Here is an 18,988-nt window from a genome sequence, read left to right on the forward strand (position 1 = left end):
CAATTCGAACCAGTTCGATGTTCTCTGCCCGAACGCGAGCGCGCTGACCGGTAGAACCAAGTCGATTCCATCCACTCGAGAGTGTGTATGAGCGACGATATCGACGACGAATCCGATCAACTGACGGTCGTCACTTCCGGCGACGCCCTCTCCTCAATTCCGGTTTCGGCCGTTTCCGAGACGGCCCACGAAGTAGTCGTTACAATGTTATTACCGAGTGGTGATACGTTTTCAGACAGGTTCTCGAAGCCACCGGTGTGGGGATCGAACTGCGATCTCAAACGGCTGCTCGACCACGTCGGAATCGGACCGGACGAGATGGACGACCTCGTCGGTGAGAAGCTGCCCTGCGACCGAACGATCTACGAGACCGGAATCGAGTTCGAGATCGATCTCGACGCACTCTCCGAGTAGCGCTAGTGGCGTCGGAAGCGCTCCTCACTCGGGCAGTGCCTGTGCCACCAGTTCGATCGGCGTCGGCGGCGCGTCGTCGGCGTCTGGACGCGTCTCGAGTTGGGTCCGACAGGACGCACCGGGCGCGACGACGCGCTGGCCCTCACTTTCGTCGACCTGTTCGAAGAGGATCGCGGCGATGGCGTCGCTCATCGAGGCGTGCTCGGCCTCGTAGCCGAAGCTGCCGGCCATCCCACAACAGCCCGAGTCCAGCGGATCGACCGCGTAGCCCGCTCGCCGGAGCACGCCGACCGCGTGGTGGTCTTTCGCGGTCGCTTTCTGGTGGCAGTGACCGTGGTAGGTGAGCCGGTCGAGCGGTTCGTCGCGGGCTAGCGACTGAGACGAGGTGCCCCCACCGCGAAACGCGATTTGCTCGTCCAGCCGGAACGTATCGACGTATTCGCAGACGCCGTAGGCGTTGGCTGGGAGGGGCTCGGCGTCGTCCCCGAGGAGGTCGCGGTAGTCCGACTGGAACATGACGGCGTCGGAGGGTTCGACGACGACGACGTCGCACCCGTCCTCGACGTGAGCCGAGAGCGCCTCGACGTTTTCCGCGGCGATTTCTCGGGCCGTGTCGAGAAACCCCTTGGAGAAGGCGGGGCGGCCCGTGTCGCCCAGGCCGGTCGGGACGGTGACGTGGACGTTCGCGGCCTCGAGAACCTGTACCGCGGCCTTCCCGGCCTCGGGGTGGCTGTAGTTCGTGTAGGTGTCGGGGTAGAGGACGACCCGCCGGTCGGCTGTCGCCTCCTCGACCGCCGCGCCGCCTCGGCGCTCAAACCAGTCCGAGAACGTCTCCGAGTAGAAGGTCGGCAGCGGTCGGTCGCGAGCGATACCGACGGTTCGCTCTAACAACCGGCGCGCGCCCGGTACCTTCGGGAGCAGATTCGACAACGGGGCCGCCCGGCTTCCCCATCTCGAGAGGGTGGCGACGTTGGCGAACAGCCGGTCGCGCAGCGAGGCGCCGTTTCGCTCGTGGTACTCGTGCGTGACTTCGGCTTTGAGTTTCGCCATGTCGACCTCGCTCGGGCAGTCGATCGCACAGCCCTTGCAGCCGATACAGAGATCCATCACCTCCTCGACGAACTCGTCGGAAAACGCCTCATCGGGCTCGAGATTTCCGCTCATCGCCTGGCGGAGCGCGTTCGCTCGGCCCCGCGTGCTCGTGATCTCCTCGTCGGCCGCGCGGTAGGTCGGGCACATCACGCCGCCCGTCGTCGACTGCTCGCCCCGGCAGCCGCCACAGCCGTGACAGAGCTCGGCCATCCCCTGAACGCCGTTATCGTTTTGCCACTCGAGGGTCGGCTCGAACCCCGCCTCAAACTCGTAGTCGGGGCCGAACCGAAGGTGCTCGCGCAGGTCCGTCGGGTCGTCCTCGCGGAAGACGACCTGCCCCGGATTCAACAGCCAGTCGGGGTCGAAGGCCGTCTTTAGGTCCTGAAACACCTCCCAGACCTGCTCGCCGTACAGCTTCCGATTCCACTGCGTTCGGGCGCGCCCGTCGCCGTGTTCGCCCGAGACCGAGCCGCCCAGGTCGACGACCAGGTCCGTCACCTCGTCGGCGATCCCGTAGAGCTGGTCGAGCCCGATCTCGGTCTTCGTGTTGATCAGCGGACGGACGTGGAGTACACCCGGACCAGCGTGGGCGTAGAAGCTCGCGTAGGTGTCGTAGGACTCGAGGATCGCCTCGAAGCGCTCGACGAACTCGGGGAGGCGTTCTGGTGGTACTGCTGTGTCCTCGATAAAGGAGATGTGTTTCTCGTCGGTCGTCCGCGAGAGCAAGATCGGAAGCCCGGACTTGCGTAGCTTCCAGAGTTTCGTGCGCTCGGCCTCGTCGTAGGCTTCGAGTGCGTCGGCCGCGCGAACGTCGCTGGCGTTCTGTATGCTCTCTGCGGACGCCTCTCCGGCGGAGTCGGCTGACGGACACCGGTCGGCGAGCAGCCCCGCTACCCGCTCTCGTCCTTCCTCTTCATCATCGGCGTAGAACTCCACGAGGAGGGTGGCGTTGGTCTCCTCTGGGAGCATCTCGACAACCGGGGCAAACTCCGCCGTCCCCCGGGCGAGGTCGATAAGCACGTCGTCTAACACCTCGACTGCGGCCGGGTCGTGTTCCAGAATCGGTGCGACGTCTTCCATCGCCGCGTGCAGGTCCCGATAACACAGCAGCGCGACCGCCTTCGCCTCCGGGATCGGCTCCAGCGAGACCGTCGCCTCGGTGACGATTGCGAGCGTCCCCTCGCTTCCCGCGAGCAGACGCGCGAGGTTGACGGTTCGCGCCTCCCCTGTCTGCTCTCCAGCCGGGAGCTCCTCCCCCCTGACTTCCGCGACGAGCCGGTCGACGTTGTAGCCCGAGACGTTGCGCTTGAGAGCCGGATACGCCTCGGCGATCGTCTCGGTCTCCTCGTCGACGATGCGGGCGATCTCGGCGTAGATCCGACCTTCGAGGTTGCCCGCTGAATCGGCCCGCGACCGGATCTCCTCGACCGTCACCTCACCGAATGTCGTCACCGTGCCGTCGGCGAGGACGACCTCGCAGGATTCGATGTAGGCGTCGGTCTTGCCGTACTGCAGGGAGTGGGCACCGGTCGAGTTGTTGCCGATCGCGCCGCCGATCGCGCTCTTGTCGCCCCAGGCGGGATCGGGTGCGAACTTGAGATCGTGTGGGGCCAGCGCCTCGTTCAAGGACTCGAGGATCGTCCCCGGTTCGACGGTCGCCGTTCGACTGTCGGGATCGAGCTCGCAAATCGCGTCCATGTGCCGGGTAAAGTCGAGGACGACGGCCCGGTTTACCGTCTGTCCTGCCAGGCTCGTGCCGCCGCCGCGTGGGAGGACCGGAATCTCCCGTTCGGCGCAGTACTCGACGACGCCGGCGACGTCCGCGGTCGACTCCGGAAAGACGACCCCGATCGGTGTCACCTCGTAGGCGCTGGCGTCGGTCGCGTACAGCTGTCGCGAGTACGAATCGAAGCGGACGTCGCAGTCGACCAGCCGCTCTAGGTCCCGAACCAGCGCAGGGCGGTCGACGCGACCGCCCGTATAGTCGTAGGTTGCGCGCCGGTCCCCGGCCGGGTCCGTCCCTCGATCCGTGGCCATACAGGCTCTTACGCGTCGACGGCTTAAATCGTAGGCATCGGCCCCGGTCGCCATCCCCTCGTGTCACGAGTTGCCGTGAGTAACGTTCTTGGTGTCTCACCGGCCACTCACGGACGGCATGGATCGCACGGCTGCGTTCGAATCTCTCGTTCGACCCGGGTGTCGACTGTGATCGGCGTTCTCGATCGGTTCGATGACGACGAACTCGTTGCACTCGTGACGGCCGTCTTCGTCGTCACCGGCGCAATAACCTACGTCGTCGACGCGCTCGCCGTCTGGATCGGCTGGGCCGCCGCGATGGTACTTTTCGTCGGGGTCGTTATGATCCAGCTCAATCGGTGAACACCACGACAATTTTCGTCCCGATTCGGCTGTACCAATAGTTAAGTATAGTGTCAAAGTGTATGAGGGTATGGTCTCGGAACATGGCTGGGAATCCGACCGACGCACACTTGATCTATGAGTGATTCGAACCTCCCTGCGCTCTCTCGGCGACGGTACTGTGCGGCCATCGGCGCAGCGGCGGCGACCGGACTCCTCGGTTCGACGTCCGGGCTGGCCGAGGAGTCGGTCGGCAGCGGCGGCTATCACCTCGACCCACCTGAGGGCGCATCCACGCACCAGTACGATCGGCACACGACCGAGAGCTTCGGCGACGGCCCGATCCCGACCAACGACTGGTACACGACGATTCCGATGGAGGGAATCACCGGCGACGGGACGTTGATCGCGGCCCACCCCCTCTTTTTCAAGACCCAGGAGACCGGTCTCGAGGTCGGCCATCCGACCACCTGGGAGACCAGCTGGAACGAGAGCGCGCAGGTCGGCGACGCCTGGATGGACGACGAGATGCACCTCTCGATCGCCCACGCCGACGCCGAGGACTACAACGACGTCGCACTCGACGCCCACGGGGACTGGTCGGCGAGCGCGGTGTGGGGCGAGGGGACGGACGCCGAACTTCGAACGACGATCGCCCAGGGGTCGCCGTTCGTCTTCTGCGAGGCGGCCGAAGGCGGCGTCGCCGTCGCCTTTGACGACGACCCAGACATGTTCACCGCCGACGGCGCCGTCGTCGGCGTGACCGTCGATGACGTCGACTACGGTCTCTACGCACCAGCAGACGACGCCTGGGATCTCGACGGAGACGTTGCGACTACTACGGGCGAGTACTGCACCGTCGCCGTCCTGCCCGACGCGGCGTTCCTTGATCCCGTCGCCGACTACGCGTACAACCGAGTCACGAACACCGTCTTCGACTGGGAGTACGACCGGGAGGGTGCGCAAGCGATCACGTCGTTTTCGTTCGAGACCGAGTCCGAACCCGAGAGCAACGCGTCGGGGACGCTTACGGCGCTGTACCCCCACCAGTGGAAGGACGCCGACGACGACCTGCTGGCGGCCGAACTGGACGTCGAGGCGACCTATCCCTCCCCGCGCGGCGAGATGCGGCTGGTGGCAGTCGAGTCGTTCGACATCCCCTATCGCTACGGCGGCACGTTACCCTTCCTCCCTGACGAGGGCAACTACGATCGGGATCAGATAGAAAGCGAAATTGCGGCCGTCGACACCGGCATCGCGGGTGGCGTCGATCAGGATACCTACAACTTCGGGAAAGAGGCCGCAAGCCGACTCGCAAAGACCGCCGCGGTCGCAGACCAGCTTGGCATGGACGACGAGCGCGACGCGATGCTCGACGCCGCTCGCGAGGGACTCGAGGAGTGGTTTACGCCCAGCGAGTCGGCGACGTTTTACTACGACGATTCCCTGGGCGCGCTCATGGGCGTCCCGGACAGTCACGGCTCGATTACCGAGCTCAACGACCACCACTTCCACTATGGCCATTACGTCTGGGCAGCCGCGCGGATCGCCCGCCACGACCCCGACTGGGTCGACGACTGGGGCGAGATGGTCGAGGAGCTGATTCACGACTACGCCAGCCCGCAGCGAGATCACGACCGGTATCCGTTCACTCGGAACTTTAGCGTCTACGCCGGCCACTCGTGGGCGCATGGCTCCGGTGGCTTCGACCGCGGGAACAACCAGGAGTCCTCCTCGGAGGCGCTCATGTCCTACGCGGCGATGATCGAATGGGGCGCACACACCGGGAACGACGAGATCCGGGACTTCGGGATCGTCCTCTACTCGATGCACGTTCGGGCCATCAGAGAGTACTGGTACGACGCCGACGAGGAGCACTTCCCGGCGGAGTGGGAGTCGGCGTTTGCCGGCATCGTCTGGGGCGACGGCGTCGCCCACTCGACCTGGTGGACCGACGACAGCGAGGCAGTTGTCGGCATCAATATGCTTCCGCTGGCGGGCTACTCGCTGCACCTCGGCCGGGACCAGGAGGCCGCCGAACGCACGTTCGACGCCATCGCCGAGTTGAAAGACGACGAGTTCACCTACTGGCCGGACGTGATGTGGATGTACCGCGCCTTTTCCGATAGCGAGGACGCCATCGACCGCTTCGAATCGCGCCTCGACAGCTACGATCGAGAGAGCGCCCAGGAGACGGCTCACACCCGCTACTGGCTGTACGCACTCGACGCAATGGGTTCGCCGACCACGAGCGTAACAGCCGACACGCCGTTTTACACCGTCTTTGACGACGGCGACGAGCTGACGTACGCGGCCTACAACGCGACCGACACAGAGACTACGGTGACGTTCTCCGACGGCGCCGAGCTCACCGTTCCGCCGACCGAACTCGTGGCTTCCCGCGGACCGCCCGAGTCGGACAGCGATGGTGGAAACGGGGACGAGAACGACGACAACGGTGAGGGGAGTGGAGACCGCGGCGGCCAGAACGGGGCCGACGACGCGGACGACGGAGATGACGACGCGATTCCCGGTTTCGGCCTCCTGACCGGAGCAGCCGGGGCGGCCGGCGGCGCCTACTACGCGGCCCGGCGACGTGGTGGTGACGAGTCACAGGAGTAAGTCGGCCGCTTATCAGCTGTGAGAATCGGTTTCTGCGACGAGCGGCGAGAATCGGTTTCTGTAATGAACTGCGAGAATATGTCGAACGTCGGTCGATCAGATCTCCTCGATGTAGTGGTACTCTTCCGGGAGCGCGGCGGCGTCCTCGGGCAGTAGCGCCACGACGAGACAGTCGACGTAGGACTCGAAGTACTCGACGAGCGCCGCGATCCGATCGGAGTCGATCGCCTCGAGGGAGTCTAAGAGCATGAACGGGACTTCTTCGTAGACGTCGTGGACCAGATACCCCGCAAGTGCAAAGACCAGCCCGGTCACCTCCCGCTCGCTCTCCGAGAGATGTTCGATCGTGTCCTCGTATGCGGTGCCGTCTTCGGCCGCACGGACGATGTGGAGTTCGAACGTACTCGCTGTGCCGGGCGATCCCTGTCCGCCGTTCGGTTCGAGGCGCTCGATCCAGATCCGGTCTAGGTTCGCATACTCGAGCAGCGAGAGCAGCGACTCGATATGGTCGTTGAACGCCTCGATCGCCTCGCGCTCGATTCGCTCGACGCGCGTCCGACACTCTGCCAGCTCCGACTCGACCTCGCTACGGCGTTCTGCGAGGGCCTCGCGCTCTTCGATCCGTTCCTCGAGAGACTCGATCCGCTCTGTCACCGACGCCAGTTTCTCCTGGTGCTGTTCGCGTTCGAGTTCGGCCCGGTTCAGTTCGCGGTGGGTCTCTAAGACGTCGCTGTAATTCGTCTCCTCGAATTCGTCGGTCCGCTCCTCGAGCTCCGCGACGCGTTCGCGGTGGTCGGCTCGCTTCTCGCGGAGTTCGGTGACCCGCTCTCGCTGGCGCTTGAGTTGTGTCGCCGTGCGCTCTCTCTCCTGTTTGAGTTGATTGCGGCGTTGTTCGCGCTCTGCGATCGCAGAACGCCGGCTTGAGAGATCGTCGATCCGGTCCTGTACGTCGGTTCGCTCTTCTAGCGTCTCGCGGTGGATCTCACGCAGTCGATCGAGTGTCGATTCGATGTGTGAACGGCCGACCTCGGTGCCACAGGTCCAGCAGACGACACCCGGGTCGCTCTCGAGGAGTCGATCAGTTACGTCGTCGGAGGTCGATCCGAGTGAGGCTTCGATCGCGGATCCATCTCCTTCGAGTCGACGCTCGTTGAACTGAATGACGTTCTGGAGTTCGCCGGCGGTCGAGTCGAGTGACTGTTTTCTGTCGCGCAGTTCCGCGATTTGTCCCTCGAGCTGGGCTGCGGAATCGACGTCAGCCTCCTCGAGTGCGTCGATTTCGTCGGCCAGCTCCTCACGTTCGCGCTCGAGTTCGCTGAGGCTCTCCTGTTCGGTCTCGAGATCGTACTCGACGGCCTCTAACTCCTTGCGAGCCGTTCGAAGCTCCGTGAAGGCATCGTCGATATCTTCCTTTTGGGTCCGGCTCTCGTCGACGTTGAGTTCGTGGTCGTCCAGATCGGATTCGAGCGTGTCGATCCGTTCGGTCGCCGCCTCAATCTTCTTCGCCAGAGACGTCCGCTGTCGCTCGAGGTTGGGAAGCTCGTCTTCGAGACGGTCGAGCTCTGCGATCGATTCGTCCAGGTCGCGCTTTTCAGCCTTGAGCAACTCGATCTCAGCTCGAATTTCGTCCGTATCGACCGGTCGCATGATGAGATCTCGCAGCTCTGCCCCCTGCTCGACGGCCCGCCGTGCGTCGTTCGATTCGAGGAGACACGCAAAGAGATCGGCGAGTTCCGGGTCCGAGAGATAGGGTTCTCCACCGAACGCCACAGTGCCGTTTTGCCGCCCCAGCGAGCGGGTGTACCGGTTCTGGTCGAGTTGCAACTCGACGCTTCCGGTCGTTGCATCGCCTTTCAGCGACGGTCGTTCGCTCCCCAGTGCCGCCATGATCGCCTGCAAAAACGATGTCCGGTTGGTCGCGTTTCGCCCTGTCAACACGTTCACTCCCTGACGGAGTGTGACGGTAGTCTGATCAATCCCGCCGACGTTCTCAGCGGTGACCTCGATAGTCGAACCGGACGACCGCTCTGGAGACATTGGTAGCCCGTTGGACCTCCACGTACAAATACTCTCCAATATCAGTTAGGAATCCGTACTGACTATGGCCTTCACCTCTGTCACGGACAGTCACAGCCGCCCTCCTCGATCAGTTCGGCTGCCGTGTACGTCCTTCCACAGGACTGACAGACGGCGGTTACCGTTACCAGAACGTCGTACGTGCGGTCAGTGAGGAGCTCTGCACGTCGGAGTTCGTCGAGGGTCGACTCCGTGACGACCTCCGTTCTGCTCGCGAGTCGTTGGACCGTCTCGCGCTTGCGGTTGCGACGACTCTGCTCGTCTTCGTCCCGTTCCAAGACGGCCCCTCGAACGCGCGTGAGATAGGTGTGGACCGCCTGATGGGTGACGAAATCCGACTGGATCTCCTCGACATCGACCCCCGAACGCTCGAGTTCGCGTTGCGTTCGGACTCGCTCCGTGGAGGATCCGTCATCGTCAGTAAGCGCCTCGTAGAACCGATCGACCTCGGATTCACGAGGGTTCTCACCCGCTGCCTGTAGCGCGGCACGAAGCGTCGCGGTGTTCAGGCGGTCAGCGAGCGCCCGAAGGCTCGTCCGCTCGCCGGACTCCCCCAGCCACTCCGATTCGAGCCGGGCACCCCACTCCTCGAGTCCGTACGTCTCGATCACACGCTCGACTTTGGTCTGCCGTCGCGATCCCGCCTCGTCGGTCATACTCCGGATCTGTCTGGGGGGAGTACAAATCTTGCGCACCTGGTGGCTGCGTCATCGGTCGGAAGTCCGCCGATCAGCAACGTCGGCGCCGACCGTGAGGACCGGGACCGGGGAGTCGCGGATCACCTCCTCGGCAACGCTCCCGAGAAGGACGTGATCGATGCCGGTCCGACCCACCGTGCCCACGACGATCGCGTCGACACCAGCCTCCTCGGCGTATCGGATGATCGCCTCCTGTGGGACGCCCTCCCTCGTCTCGCCGGTTACCGGAACGTCTAGCTCGGCGGCGGCGGCTTCGACCGCCGTGACGGCCTCGCGGGCCTCTGTCTCCGGATCAGCTCGCATCTCATCTCGCTTCATCGCACCGTGTGGCCCCTTCGGGATCACCGAGAGTGCGTGAACACCGGCCCCCAGCCGATCGGCGAGTGTGAGTCCGTGCTCGACCGCGAGGTCTGACACGTCGCTTCCGTCGGTCGCGACGAGGATTTCCTCGTACATCAGTTCCGCATTCGGCCGCCAGCACAAAGTACCGACCACCTGCCGCTGCCTGATACTGAAACTGCGCAGTATCTGGGGACTCGATGTCGGAACCGAGATCCGTCACTCGATACCGAACCGAGACGGGTCACAGCCGATGACGGTGTCGATCCGATGAGTGTCCCAGACTCGTGGTGGCGGGAAAGGCTACCGGTAACCCAACGCGTCTATACGCAGTTGTGGTTGGTGCCTGTGATGACCACCGTCGTCGAACTCGAACTCCCGGCGGCACACCTCGGGCTCGAGCGCACGTTCGATCGCGTACCGTCCTTCGAGTTCCAGCTCACCGGATCGATCGGCGATTCCCCGCCGCTCGTGTACGCGTCGGGCCCGGATCGAGGTGCAATCGAGTCCGCGATCTCTGCAGACGATTCGGTCGATTTGCTCGCGAGCCTCGACGACGCTAGTGACGATCGGTGGCTGTTTCGCCTTGAGTTCGGCCGTCAGCTGAAGGTGTTTCAGCGGATCGTCGCGGAGCACGAGGGGATTATTCTGGATGCTCGGGGGCAGGACGCACGCTGGTCGGTCGAGTTGCTCTTTCACGACCGGGCAGCGGTCTCGAACTGTCACGCTCTCATCGGCGAGTACGACTTCCAGGCCGAAGTAACTCGGGTGAGCGCGGTGAACGGACACCTCTCGGAACATACGCCGCTGACCAAGATACAGTACGAGACGATCCTGAAAGCTCACGAGCTCGGCTACTTCGACGTTCCGCGACAGGTGACCTTAGAGGAGCTCGCCGCAGAGCTCGACGTCTCCCACCAGGCCCTCTCCGAGCGCATCCGGCGAAGCCACGCTGCGCTGATCAGCGCCGAACTGTCGAATCGGCTGACGCCGATGGGGGCTAACACCTAGGCAGACAGGGTCGTAATACGACACTATTCTGTTGATGTCTGAGTATATGGGAGGATAACGAGACGAATGTGCATAGATTCAATGAGTGGGTAGCAATCGCACCATCAAATAGCTTTAACTAGGGTACTATCTAAAGATAGCGTGTCGGTGTGGAACCGACCCCAACCTGACCGTTACCACGTCTCGGCGTTGTGCCGTGACGCCGGCCGTCGGAGCGGTCTCGGATCCCGGTTACGATCGTCGGCTATTCGTGGCTGTGTGGCCGACGATTCGTCATCTGTCCCTCCGGGCCTCGACAAGTGAGTAACCGATGACGGCTGCACCTGTGTTGTACATACTCTTTCACGACCTTTATCACAGTGGGGTTCCATTGGTAATTACGATGTCCGATGGTAATCTCGTTGGAGACGGACGGACGGCAGCCACTCGAGATGCTCCGTCCGCGACTGCTGGGGCGTCCGATCAACAGACGATGGACGCCTCGTCGCCAGAGCTTTCGTCGGACGACGTCTTTCACCTGTTACAGACCAGCCGCCGGCGCGACGTACTCACACAGCTGCGTGAGGCAGATAACCCTCTAGATATTCGAACGCTCTCCGAACGGATCGCCGCCCGCGAACACGACACGACCGTCGAAACGCTCGATTCGACCCAGCGCCAGCGTGTCTACATCTCGCTGTATCAGACGCACCTCCCAAAGTTAGCCGAACACGGTGTGATCGATTACGAGAAAGATCGGGGCATCGTCTCCCGCCGTCCTGAGGCGGACGAACTCGATCCGTATCTCGAACTGTCGGCCGATGCTGCCCAGCGGTTGAACCCGTGGCCACGGCGGTACGCCGCTGTGACGGCTCTCGGACTCGTGGCGCTGGCTGCCACCCAACTCGTCTCGACGCCACTCTCGAGTACCGGAATCGCGACAGCAGTTCTCGGCGTACTCGGCCTCACGGCGCTTGCTCACCTCCGGACGGCCGAGTGAGCTCCGTCGGCACCGTCTCCGCGTGCTCATCGATCAGCCGATGGGCGTAGAACACCACCGAGAAATCCTGCGGGCTGGGCAACGCACAGGCGACCCAGCCGACGACCGCCGCGGTGTACACTGGATGGTCGGCCCTAAAGCCCCCGACTCCGATAGCGAGAGCGACCGGGAGCAGGAGGGTAAGCGGTGCGAGTGCCGCACACCGGAGGATCCACGGCGCCTCGCGACCCGTCAGTCGCGGTTCGACGACGGCCCAGGGACAGCTCATGACGAGTGACAGTACTCCGTCATCGCGGCCTGGGAGAATCCGAACCGCGTACTCGATGCGCGCCAGTCGGAGGACCAGCGCGTGACTCCACTCGTGGACGAGCAACCCGCCACAGATACCGACGAGGAGGGTGAAACCGGCGAACAGTAGTGAGGGATCCATCGATCTCCGAGTTGCTCTCGTTCTCGAGGATGTCGTTATCAATCCGTTGGTAGCCGGTTCGAGGAGGGGTGAGGATTAAAGTAGTGAGGAGTGGTATGATACAACATGGCATTCGGCGAGACACTCGAGTTCGGGCACAACGATCGCAGGCGGATCTACGAGTACGTCGAGCGCAACGGCGCTGTCGATCCAGACAGCGCCCGCGAGGCACTCGGAATCGAGCCGGCTGGCTTTCGACACCACGCCGCGATCTTAAAACGGGACGGGCAGTTGCAGCTTAAACACGGAATGCTCCGGGTCACCATCGACGCCGGGACGACCGAGGAGTACGTCTCCGAGGAGCTATCCTTTCATATCCGGCCGGCGAAACAGGAGGATCTGACGGGGATCGTCGGTGCGATTCGACAGGTAGCCGAGGAGCGCACCTACATCGTCGCTGAAAGTGTCGCCGACGAGATCGACCATGAGAGCGCGCTCCTACGGTACAACGAGATCGAGTCGCGGATGTTCTTCGTCGCGACCGTCGAGAACGAGGTCGTCGGCTGGGTTCACCTGAACGCGCCCGAGTTGGACAAACTGAGCCACACTGCGGAGGTTACCGTCGGCGTCTTAGAGGAGTACCGTGGCCACGGAATCGGTTCACACCTCCTCTCGCGCGGACTCGAGTGGGCCGGCACGAACGGCTACGAGAAAGTCTATCAGAGCATCCCATCGACGAACAAAGAGGCCATCGGATTCCTCGAGACCCACGGCTGGGAGACCGAAGCAGTGCGCGAGGATCACTACAAGCTCGACGGACGCTACGTCGACGAAGTCATGATGGCGATCGAACTGTAAGCGGTCAGGGCCGTCAGGTGGGCAACAGCGCTCCTGTCGCCTCGATCACCCGGATCTCGCGTTCGAACTCGCGTCTCGGCAGTCGTCGGTCAGGAGGAATCAGGACTGTGGGTGACATAAACGTCGAGTTCGTTCACGTCGTCGCTTCGTTCTTCGGCGTGACTGAAACGGACCTCAACGGCGACCGCCTCGTCCGTGTCGGTTGTGATCCCTTCGTGGAGACGATCCGTCAGCTCCGGTAGCTGGTCGGGATCGTCGCCTGAGACGGTGACGACGACTCGATCGATCGATCGGATCGGATACTCGTCGTCGAGTATCACCTCGGTGGATTCGGCCTCGAGATCGGCATACTCGGGCTCTTCGAGTGCCGCCTCGATCTCTTCGTTCGCACTCGAGGTTAACTGCGTCGCGTGGAAATCCAGCAGAGTGACGCTGACCAGCGGTGCGGCGAGTACGAGAAGCCCGACACCGAAAATCCCCGCGTACGTGTAGGTCGGTCGGCGGGTCGGCGAGACGTCGAACAGCCCCTGGGGACGGTAGCCGGCGATCCACAGCGTAGCCAGCGCGGCGAGGTTTATCGAGAGGACGTTCACCACTACGAGGACGGCCGCCCCGACCGCCGCCCCATACATCCCCCAGGCGACCGTAATTCCGACTGCGGCAGCGGGTGGAATGAGCGCCGCGGCGATCATCACGCCGACGATGGCCTCCGAGAAGCCCCGCGTCAGACTCAAAATTCCGGCGACGCCGGCACCGAGTGCGACTGCCAGAGAGAACAGGTTCGGTGAGACTCGCTCTTGTAGTTCGGCGGCGACGACGATGTCGACTCCGGCCGGTTCGAGACCCGCCAGGCGGGCGAGGGTGGCGAGGCCGATCGAGGCGACGATTACGAACGCGAGCCCGACGAGCTGGTAGGTAAACCCCGTCGACTTGAGACCGTCGTCGCCGGTTACGATCCCGACGTTCGCGGCAAGTGCCGGGCCGATCAACGGAGCGATTACCATCGACCCGACCACCACCGCCGGCGAGTCGGCCAGCAGCCCGGACGTGGCCACGACGGCACTGATGAACAACATCGTCACGTAAATCGAAAACGGCGGCGTGAGTTCCTCCGATCTGGTCCTGAGTACCTGTCTCGACGTCCGCTCGCCCCCCTGCACACTCGAACGCTGTCGTTCTAACAGGTCGTCGAACCGGTGTGAGATCACCGTTTCGGCGTCGACGACGATAACGCGCGCCTCTTCACCGACCCCGACTCGCTTCAGACGATCGAGGACGGGTTCGACGGCTCTGGTCGGAAGCGGGAACCGCACTACTGCCGCGTACCCTCGTCCGCTCGTCTCGTCGCTTACGACGTAGTCGATTTGTTCGTCCTCGAGAACGTCGAGCACGGTCTGCCGATCCTCCTCCGGGACCGTGATCTCAAGGTATCGCATGGGTTTGGGACCACCCCGAGAAATATATGGGTTGGTCCCAGCGGCAGGGAGACCGGAGCGTGAGTCACAGACGAGTCGTTTGCAGCGTCACTCCTCCGGGTTGGGGCCGGCAGTCGCCTCCGCCTCCTGTAGTTCGAACAGACCGTCGTACTCGGCGGGCAGCTGCCTCTTGAGTTCGTGCATGACGCTGTCGTCGACCGCCTCGTCGACGACCTCTATCACGACCATCGCGCGATAGGCCGCGTCCTCGTGGCCCTCGCTGCCGAGTTCTTCGGCCGTGGTGACGTGGTCGACGAACTCCTGCCAGTCGAAGCGCTCGACGTGGTCGACCTTGGTTAAGTGGCGGCCGATCTCGTCTGGAAGTTGCGCACCAATGTTCTCGGCCTCACCGGGCTGGAGACGCCGGCTGAGCGTCTCGAGGGTCCCCGCGTCGAGCTCAGCGCTGCCTCCCGGGAGTCGAGCTGTGCGCGGTGTTGGACCTCGCCGATGAATTCGTCGTACTGCATGTGCGGGCGTTGGCCGGCTCATCGTGAGGGGCTGCTACCTTCAGGTGAAGGGGCCAACAGTAGATGAGCGACCGGTGTCGCCGACAGCTCTCCTCGCGAGCGGCATCGACCAGTCCCGTCGTCGAGAACTGTGAGAATCGAAAGACAGTTTTCCGAACGGCGGCTACGCCGCGGTATGCTCTCGATCGCGCTTGCCGGAAAGCCAAACGCCGGCAAGTCGACCTTCTATACGGCGGCGACCATGGCCGAGGTTGACGTCGCCAACTACCCATTCACGACGATCGACGCCAACCGCGGTGTCAGCTACGTCCGGACCGACTGCCCCTGTCTGGACCGCGCGCAGCGTTGCAACGCCGACAACTGCGAGGACGGTAAGCGCTTCGTCCCGATCGAGCTGTTGGACGTCGCGGGCCTCGTCCCCGGCGCCCACGAGGGGAAGGGACTGGGCAACCAGTTCTTAGACGAACTCACGAACGCGGACGTCATCGTCAACGTGATCGATGCCTCCGGAGGGACCAACGCGAAGGGCGAACCCGTCGATATCGGCGCACACGACCCGATCGAGGACGTCGACTTCGTCGAGGAGGAGATGGACCTCTGGCTCGCGGGCATCGTCGACCGAAACTGGGAGTCCGTTGAGCGAAAGTCGCGCTCGCCCGATTTCGACATCGACGACGTCCTGGCGGACATGCTCTCGGGTTTTGGTGCGTCTCCCACCCAGATCGCGACCGTCCTGCGCGAGCTCGACTACCCCGAGGATCCGATCCAGTGGGAAGACGAGCATCGCGAGGAGCTCGCGCGACTGGTTCGGGAACGAACGAAACCGATCGTCGTCGCCGCGAACAAGATCGACGTCGCTCCCGAGGAGAACGTCGAGAAACTGCTCGAACTCGACAAACCCGTCATCCCCACGACGGCGGAGGGCGAACTCGCGCTCCGGCGGGCCGCCGAGGGCGGCCTCGTCGACTACGACCCCGGCGACGAGCACCTCGAGATCGGCGACGACGTCAGCGACGCCCAGCGCGAGGCCTTAGAGGGGCTCCAGGAGACGATGGCCGAGTGGGACGGCACGGGCGTTCAGGGCGCGCTCGACTACGCAGTCTACGAGCTGCTCGATCACCTCACGGCTTACCCGGTTGAGGACGCCGCGAAGTGGTCCGACGGCAGCGGTAACGTGCTCCCCGACGCTCTCCTGTTACCCCGTGGCTCTACGCCTGTCGACCTGGCTTACGCGGTCCACTCCGACATCGGCGACGGCTATCTCCACGCCGTCGACGCCCGCTCGAGCCGTGAGATCAGTGATTCTCACGAACTCGACGAGGGTGACGTGATCAAGATCGTGAGTACGAACTGACGGCGCGGCTCGTAGCTTCTCAGCGCGTTTCCGGGCTCAGACGTACCCCTCGATATCGACCGATATCGATTCGGGCTGGCCCGCTACCTCGTCGGTGATCCTCACCAGTAGCGAGTGGGTGAGCAGGTCGTCCTCGACGCCCCGCCACCACGGGTGCTCGACGGCGACGTCTATGTGCAGGCCATCGTCCGTGCGAGAGATCGCCTCTAACGCGAGGTCGGGCTCTGACTGCATCCCGGTCAGGACGGCGACGAGTGCGGACGCGTCGAAGTCGGTTTCCTCGGCGAAAGCGACCGCAGTCTCGTCGCGTTCGATTTCGGCCGCGGTACGGACCAGTTCGTGATACTGTTCACGGGGTCCGGGCTCGCGGCCCTCGGGTGCCGGCTCGCCGAAGGTGTTCCCCTCGAGGTACAGCGTGTCGACCTCGATTCCATCGGGGAGGGTAGGCGACCGATGGCGGTTCCAGGCGAGATAGCCGCCGGGGACGCCGACGCCCACGCCGAGCAGACCGAGTGCGGCTCGTCGGTTCATCGGTGCTTCGATTGTGACACGGATTCATGAGTATTCGGTATCTCTTCAAAACGCGGATGTCGTCACGACTCGCCGGTGTCGGCTCGAAGAGGGGATGATCTGGTGTCATTGCACCCGTTTCAGACGGTCAGGCGAGCCCCGCAAGCGGCTCGAACCAGACCGCCGCGATGAGCACGGCGAGAAAGACGTACGAGCCCCTGATCAGCAACATTGTCGCGATCGTCGGCGTCGCGCGCCGAGCCGCGAGTCCGACGGCGCCGAACGCCAGGGCGGCGAGCACCGCGGTCGGCGGGAAGACGTTCGCGACGGTAAACGCCACGACCGCGAGCAGCGCGAACGCCATCAGCCCGAAGGCGATGTCGGCCGCGCGATTCGGTCCCAGCGAGACCGCTACCGTCTGCTTTCGAATCGACCGGTCGTACTCGTAGTCCTGGGCGTCGTCGACGATTTTGATCCCCGACAGGAGAATGAGGAAGACGAGTGCAAACGCCCAGACGACGGGCGTGATCGCCGCCGCCTGTGCGTAGAACCCACCGACGATGGCAAGCGCAATTCCGAGCGGGTAGCCCGCCGTCGCGCCGACCGGGTGCATGTCCAGCTGTGGCGCGTGGAAGTACGCGATGACCCACGTCGGCGCGGCGAGCGCCACGGCGACGCCGTCGACGAGCACCCAGAGACCGAGACAGCAGAGCACGAACACCGTCGTCGAGGCGACGAGGCCGATCCGACAGCCCCGCTCGGTTAGCGGGTGGTCGTCGTCCTCATCCCTGACGTGGAAGTCGACGTAGCCGTCTTTGATGTGGGCGGTGTAGACCGCCGCGAACATCGCTAGCACGTGGAGTCCGGCGACTGTCGGATCGCCGGCGCCTGCGAGGATCGCGCCGAACAGCGAGGCGGCAAGCGGCGGCAACATAAACACCGGATGGACCTGCGACCAGTACGCCCGACCCGTCGCATGCGGACTCGACCCGTGTCTCGCGAGCCCCATGGGTCGTGTGACGGCGCGCTGACGGATAATACCGCAGGTGGCGGGTGACGGCAACGGGCGGACGGTCGGTGACTATTCGAGCCGACTTACCGCCCGCGAACCGCCCGCGTCGCGTCGCCGATGATCTCGAGTGCGTCTTTCAGCTCCTCGACGCCGGTCGCGTACGAGAGGCGGGCGTAGCCCGCGCCGTTCTCGCCGAAGGCGTCTCCGGGGACGACGATCACGTCCCGCGCGAGTACCTCTTCGCACCATCCTTCAGGGACCTTTGGCATGACGTAGAACGCACCCTGGGGCGTCGGCACGTCGAGGCCGGCGTCTGCGAGCCCGTCGAGGACGACGTCACGGCGCTGCTCGAAGGCATCGACCATCTCGTCGACGGGTTCCTGGGGCCCCGTCAGCGCTGCCTCGGCGGCGTACTGAGCGGGTGCGGAGGCGCAGGCCTGGGTGTACTGGTGGACCCGGAGCATTCGCTCGATTCGCCGGTTCGAACCGACGACCCAGCCCAGCCGCCACCCCGTCATCGAGTACGTCTTCGAGCAGGCGCTGACGACGACGACGTTGTCGGTTTCTGCGAACTCGAGTGGCGATCGGTGAGCCCCCTCGAAGACGATGTGTTCGTACACCTCGTCGGAGAGACAGAGCACGTCGTGCTCGTCCGCGATCCGGGCGAACTCTCGCATGTCTTCTTCTGTCTGGACCGCACCCGTTGGGTTCGCGGGGCTGTTGACGACGAAGACGGCGGTGTCGTCGGTGATCGCGTCCTCGACCGTCTCGGGGTCGAGTGTCAGGTCGTCGCGCAGGGGAACCGGTTTTGGGGTACCGTCGGCCAGGTGAGTCAACGCGTCGTAGGAGACGAAGCCCGGATCCGGGAAGATGACCTCCTGGTCCGGATCGACGTGGGCCTCGAGCACGAGGTGTAGCGCCTCGCTCCCGCCCGACGTTGCGATGACGTCTGCGGGATCGAGATCGATCCCGTAGTCGCGGTCGTACTTCGCCGCGACCGCTTCACGGAGGCTGCGCGTGCCCTTGTTCGACGTGTAAGCGTCCGTCAGCCCGTTCTCGATCGCCTCGATCGCCCCGCGCCGGGCGTGGGCGGGCGTCGGAAAGTCCGGCTGACCGATTCCGAGGTTAATGGCGTCCTCGCCGGCAGCTTCGAACACTTCGCGAATGCCGCTTATCGACACCTGTTCGACCCGACGTGCGAACTCAGTCATGCCTCAACGGGCGGGGGCGATCCCGATAACTCTTGATGTCGACAGTCCGCCGTTCGTGATGGTCTTCTGTTACAATTGGTCGTGGCCGAAAGGAATATCTGCT

General features: G+C 63.9%; 17 protein-coding genes. 7 read left to right on the top strand and 10 right to left on the bottom strand.

The genetic code is table 11. The annotated features are described in order from the left end of the window. The first annotated feature begins 87 nt into the window (after window positions 1-87). Window positions 88-414, top strand: a complete 327-nt coding sequence (locus OB905_00900) for a hypothetical protein (protein MCU4924544.1) — start codon at window positions 88-90, stop codon at window positions 412-414. Between the two features lie 24 nt (window positions 415-438). On the opposite strand, the gene OB905_00905 is transcribed toward OB905_00900, so the two are convergent. Further along, window positions 439-3,543 carry an FAD-binding protein gene (locus OB905_00905; protein MCU4924545.1) on the bottom strand — a complete coding sequence of 1,035 codons (3,105 nt, stop codon included), beginning with the start codon at window positions 3,541-3,543 and terminating at the stop codon, window positions 439-441. A gap of 168 nt (window positions 3,544-3,711) precedes the next feature. Between OB905_00905 and OB905_00910 the strand changes: the two genes are divergently transcribed. Then, window positions 3,712-3,885, top strand: coding sequence for a hypothetical protein (locus OB905_00910; GenBank protein ID MCU4924546.1), 174 nt, complete (start codon window positions 3,712-3,714; stop codon window positions 3,883-3,885). A 117-nt stretch (window positions 3,886-4,002) separates the two neighbouring features. Then, complete coding sequence (locus OB905_00915; GenBank protein ID MCU4924547.1) at window positions 4,003-6,486, top strand: glycosyl hydrolase; 2,484 nt, start codon at window positions 4,003-4,005, stop codon at window positions 6,484-6,486. A 96-nt stretch (window positions 6,487-6,582) separates the two neighbouring features. Here OB905_00915 and OB905_00920 read toward each other — a convergent pair whose 3' ends face one another. The 3 genes from OB905_00920 to OB905_00930 form a co-directional block, all read right to left on the bottom strand. Further along, the gene (locus OB905_00920) at window positions 6,583-8,523 is read right to left on the bottom strand and encodes a chromosome segregation protein SMC (GenBank protein MCU4924548.1); all 1,941 of its coding nucleotides are present in this window, start codon (window positions 8,521-8,523) and stop codon (window positions 6,583-6,585) included. Between the two features lie 80 nt (window positions 8,524-8,603). Next, on the bottom strand, window positions 8,604-9,218 hold the full coding sequence (locus OB905_00925; protein MCU4924549.1) for a hypothetical protein: 615 nt from the start codon (window positions 9,216-9,218) through the stop codon (window positions 8,604-8,606). A gap of 51 nt (window positions 9,219-9,269) precedes the next feature. Next, window positions 9,270-9,716, bottom strand: a complete 447-nt coding sequence (locus OB905_00930) for a universal stress protein (GenBank protein MCU4924550.1) — start codon at window positions 9,714-9,716, stop codon at window positions 9,270-9,272. A gap of 234 nt (window positions 9,717-9,950) precedes the next feature. On the opposite strand from OB905_00930, the gene OB905_00935 reads away from it, so the two are divergent. Further along, entirely contained in the window at window positions 9,951-10,610 is a 660-nt protein-coding gene (locus tag OB905_00935; GenBank protein ID MCU4924551.1) for a helix-turn-helix domain-containing protein, read from the top strand. A gap of 382 nt (window positions 10,611-10,992) precedes the next feature. Continuing rightward, complete coding sequence (locus tag OB905_00940; protein ID MCU4924552.1) at window positions 10,993-11,589, top strand: hypothetical protein; 597 nt, start codon at window positions 10,993-10,995, stop codon at window positions 11,587-11,589. On the opposite strand, the gene OB905_00945 is transcribed toward OB905_00940, so the two are convergent. Continuing rightward, entirely contained in the window at window positions 11,555-12,019 is a 465-nt protein-coding gene (locus tag OB905_00945; GenBank protein ID MCU4924553.1) for a hypothetical protein, read from the bottom strand. The two genes, OB905_00940 and OB905_00945, sit on opposite strands and share 35 nt — an antisense overlap. Window positions 12,020-12,124: 105 nt before the next feature. Here OB905_00945 and OB905_00950 point away from each other — a divergent pair, with 105 nt between their 5' ends. Beyond that, on the top strand, window positions 12,125-12,856 hold the full coding sequence (locus OB905_00950; protein ID MCU4924554.1) for a GNAT family N-acetyltransferase: 732 nt from the start codon (window positions 12,125-12,127) through the stop codon (window positions 12,854-12,856). A gap of 89 nt (window positions 12,857-12,945) precedes the next feature. Here the strand turns inward: OB905_00950 and OB905_00955 are convergent, their stop codons facing one another. Further along, the gene (locus tag OB905_00955; protein MCU4924555.1) at window positions 12,946-14,292 is read right to left on the bottom strand and encodes a TIGR00341 family protein; all 1,347 of its coding nucleotides are present in this window, start codon (window positions 14,290-14,292) and stop codon (window positions 12,946-12,948) included. An 87-nt stretch (window positions 14,293-14,379) separates the two neighbouring features. Further along, complete coding sequence (locus OB905_00960; protein ID MCU4924556.1) at window positions 14,380-14,820, bottom strand: DUF2267 domain-containing protein; 441 nt, start codon at window positions 14,818-14,820, stop codon at window positions 14,380-14,382. Window positions 14,821-14,973: 153 nt separating this feature from the next. Here OB905_00960 and OB905_00965 point away from each other — a divergent pair, with 153 nt between their 5' ends. Further along, window positions 14,974-16,152, top strand: coding sequence for a redox-regulated ATPase YchF (locus tag OB905_00965; protein MCU4924557.1), 1,179 nt, complete (start codon window positions 14,974-14,976; stop codon window positions 16,150-16,152). A gap of 36 nt (window positions 16,153-16,188) precedes the next feature. On the opposite strand, the gene OB905_00970 is transcribed toward OB905_00965, so the two are convergent. The 3 genes from OB905_00970 to OB905_00980 form a co-directional block, all read right to left on the bottom strand. Then, window positions 16,189-16,683: a hypothetical protein gene (locus OB905_00970; protein ID MCU4924558.1), complete on the bottom strand. Its 495-nt coding sequence runs from the start codon at window positions 16,681-16,683 to the stop codon at window positions 16,189-16,191. A 127-nt stretch (window positions 16,684-16,810) separates the two neighbouring features. Then, the gene (locus tag OB905_00975) at window positions 16,811-17,671 is read right to left on the bottom strand and encodes a UbiA family prenyltransferase (GenBank protein MCU4924559.1); all 861 of its coding nucleotides are present in this window, start codon (window positions 17,669-17,671) and stop codon (window positions 16,811-16,813) included. Between the two features lie 86 nt (window positions 17,672-17,757). Continuing rightward, the gene (locus tag OB905_00980) at window positions 17,758-18,885 is read right to left on the bottom strand and encodes a pyridoxal phosphate-dependent aminotransferase (GenBank protein ID MCU4924560.1); all 1,128 of its coding nucleotides are present in this window, start codon (window positions 18,883-18,885) and stop codon (window positions 17,758-17,760) included. Window positions 18,886-18,988: the final 103 nt, after the last annotated feature.

The organism is Halobacteria archaeon AArc-dxtr1, assembly GCA_025517425.1.
Taxonomy (GTDB): domain Archaea; phylum Halobacteriota; class Halobacteria; order Halobacteriales; family Natrialbaceae; genus Halostagnicola.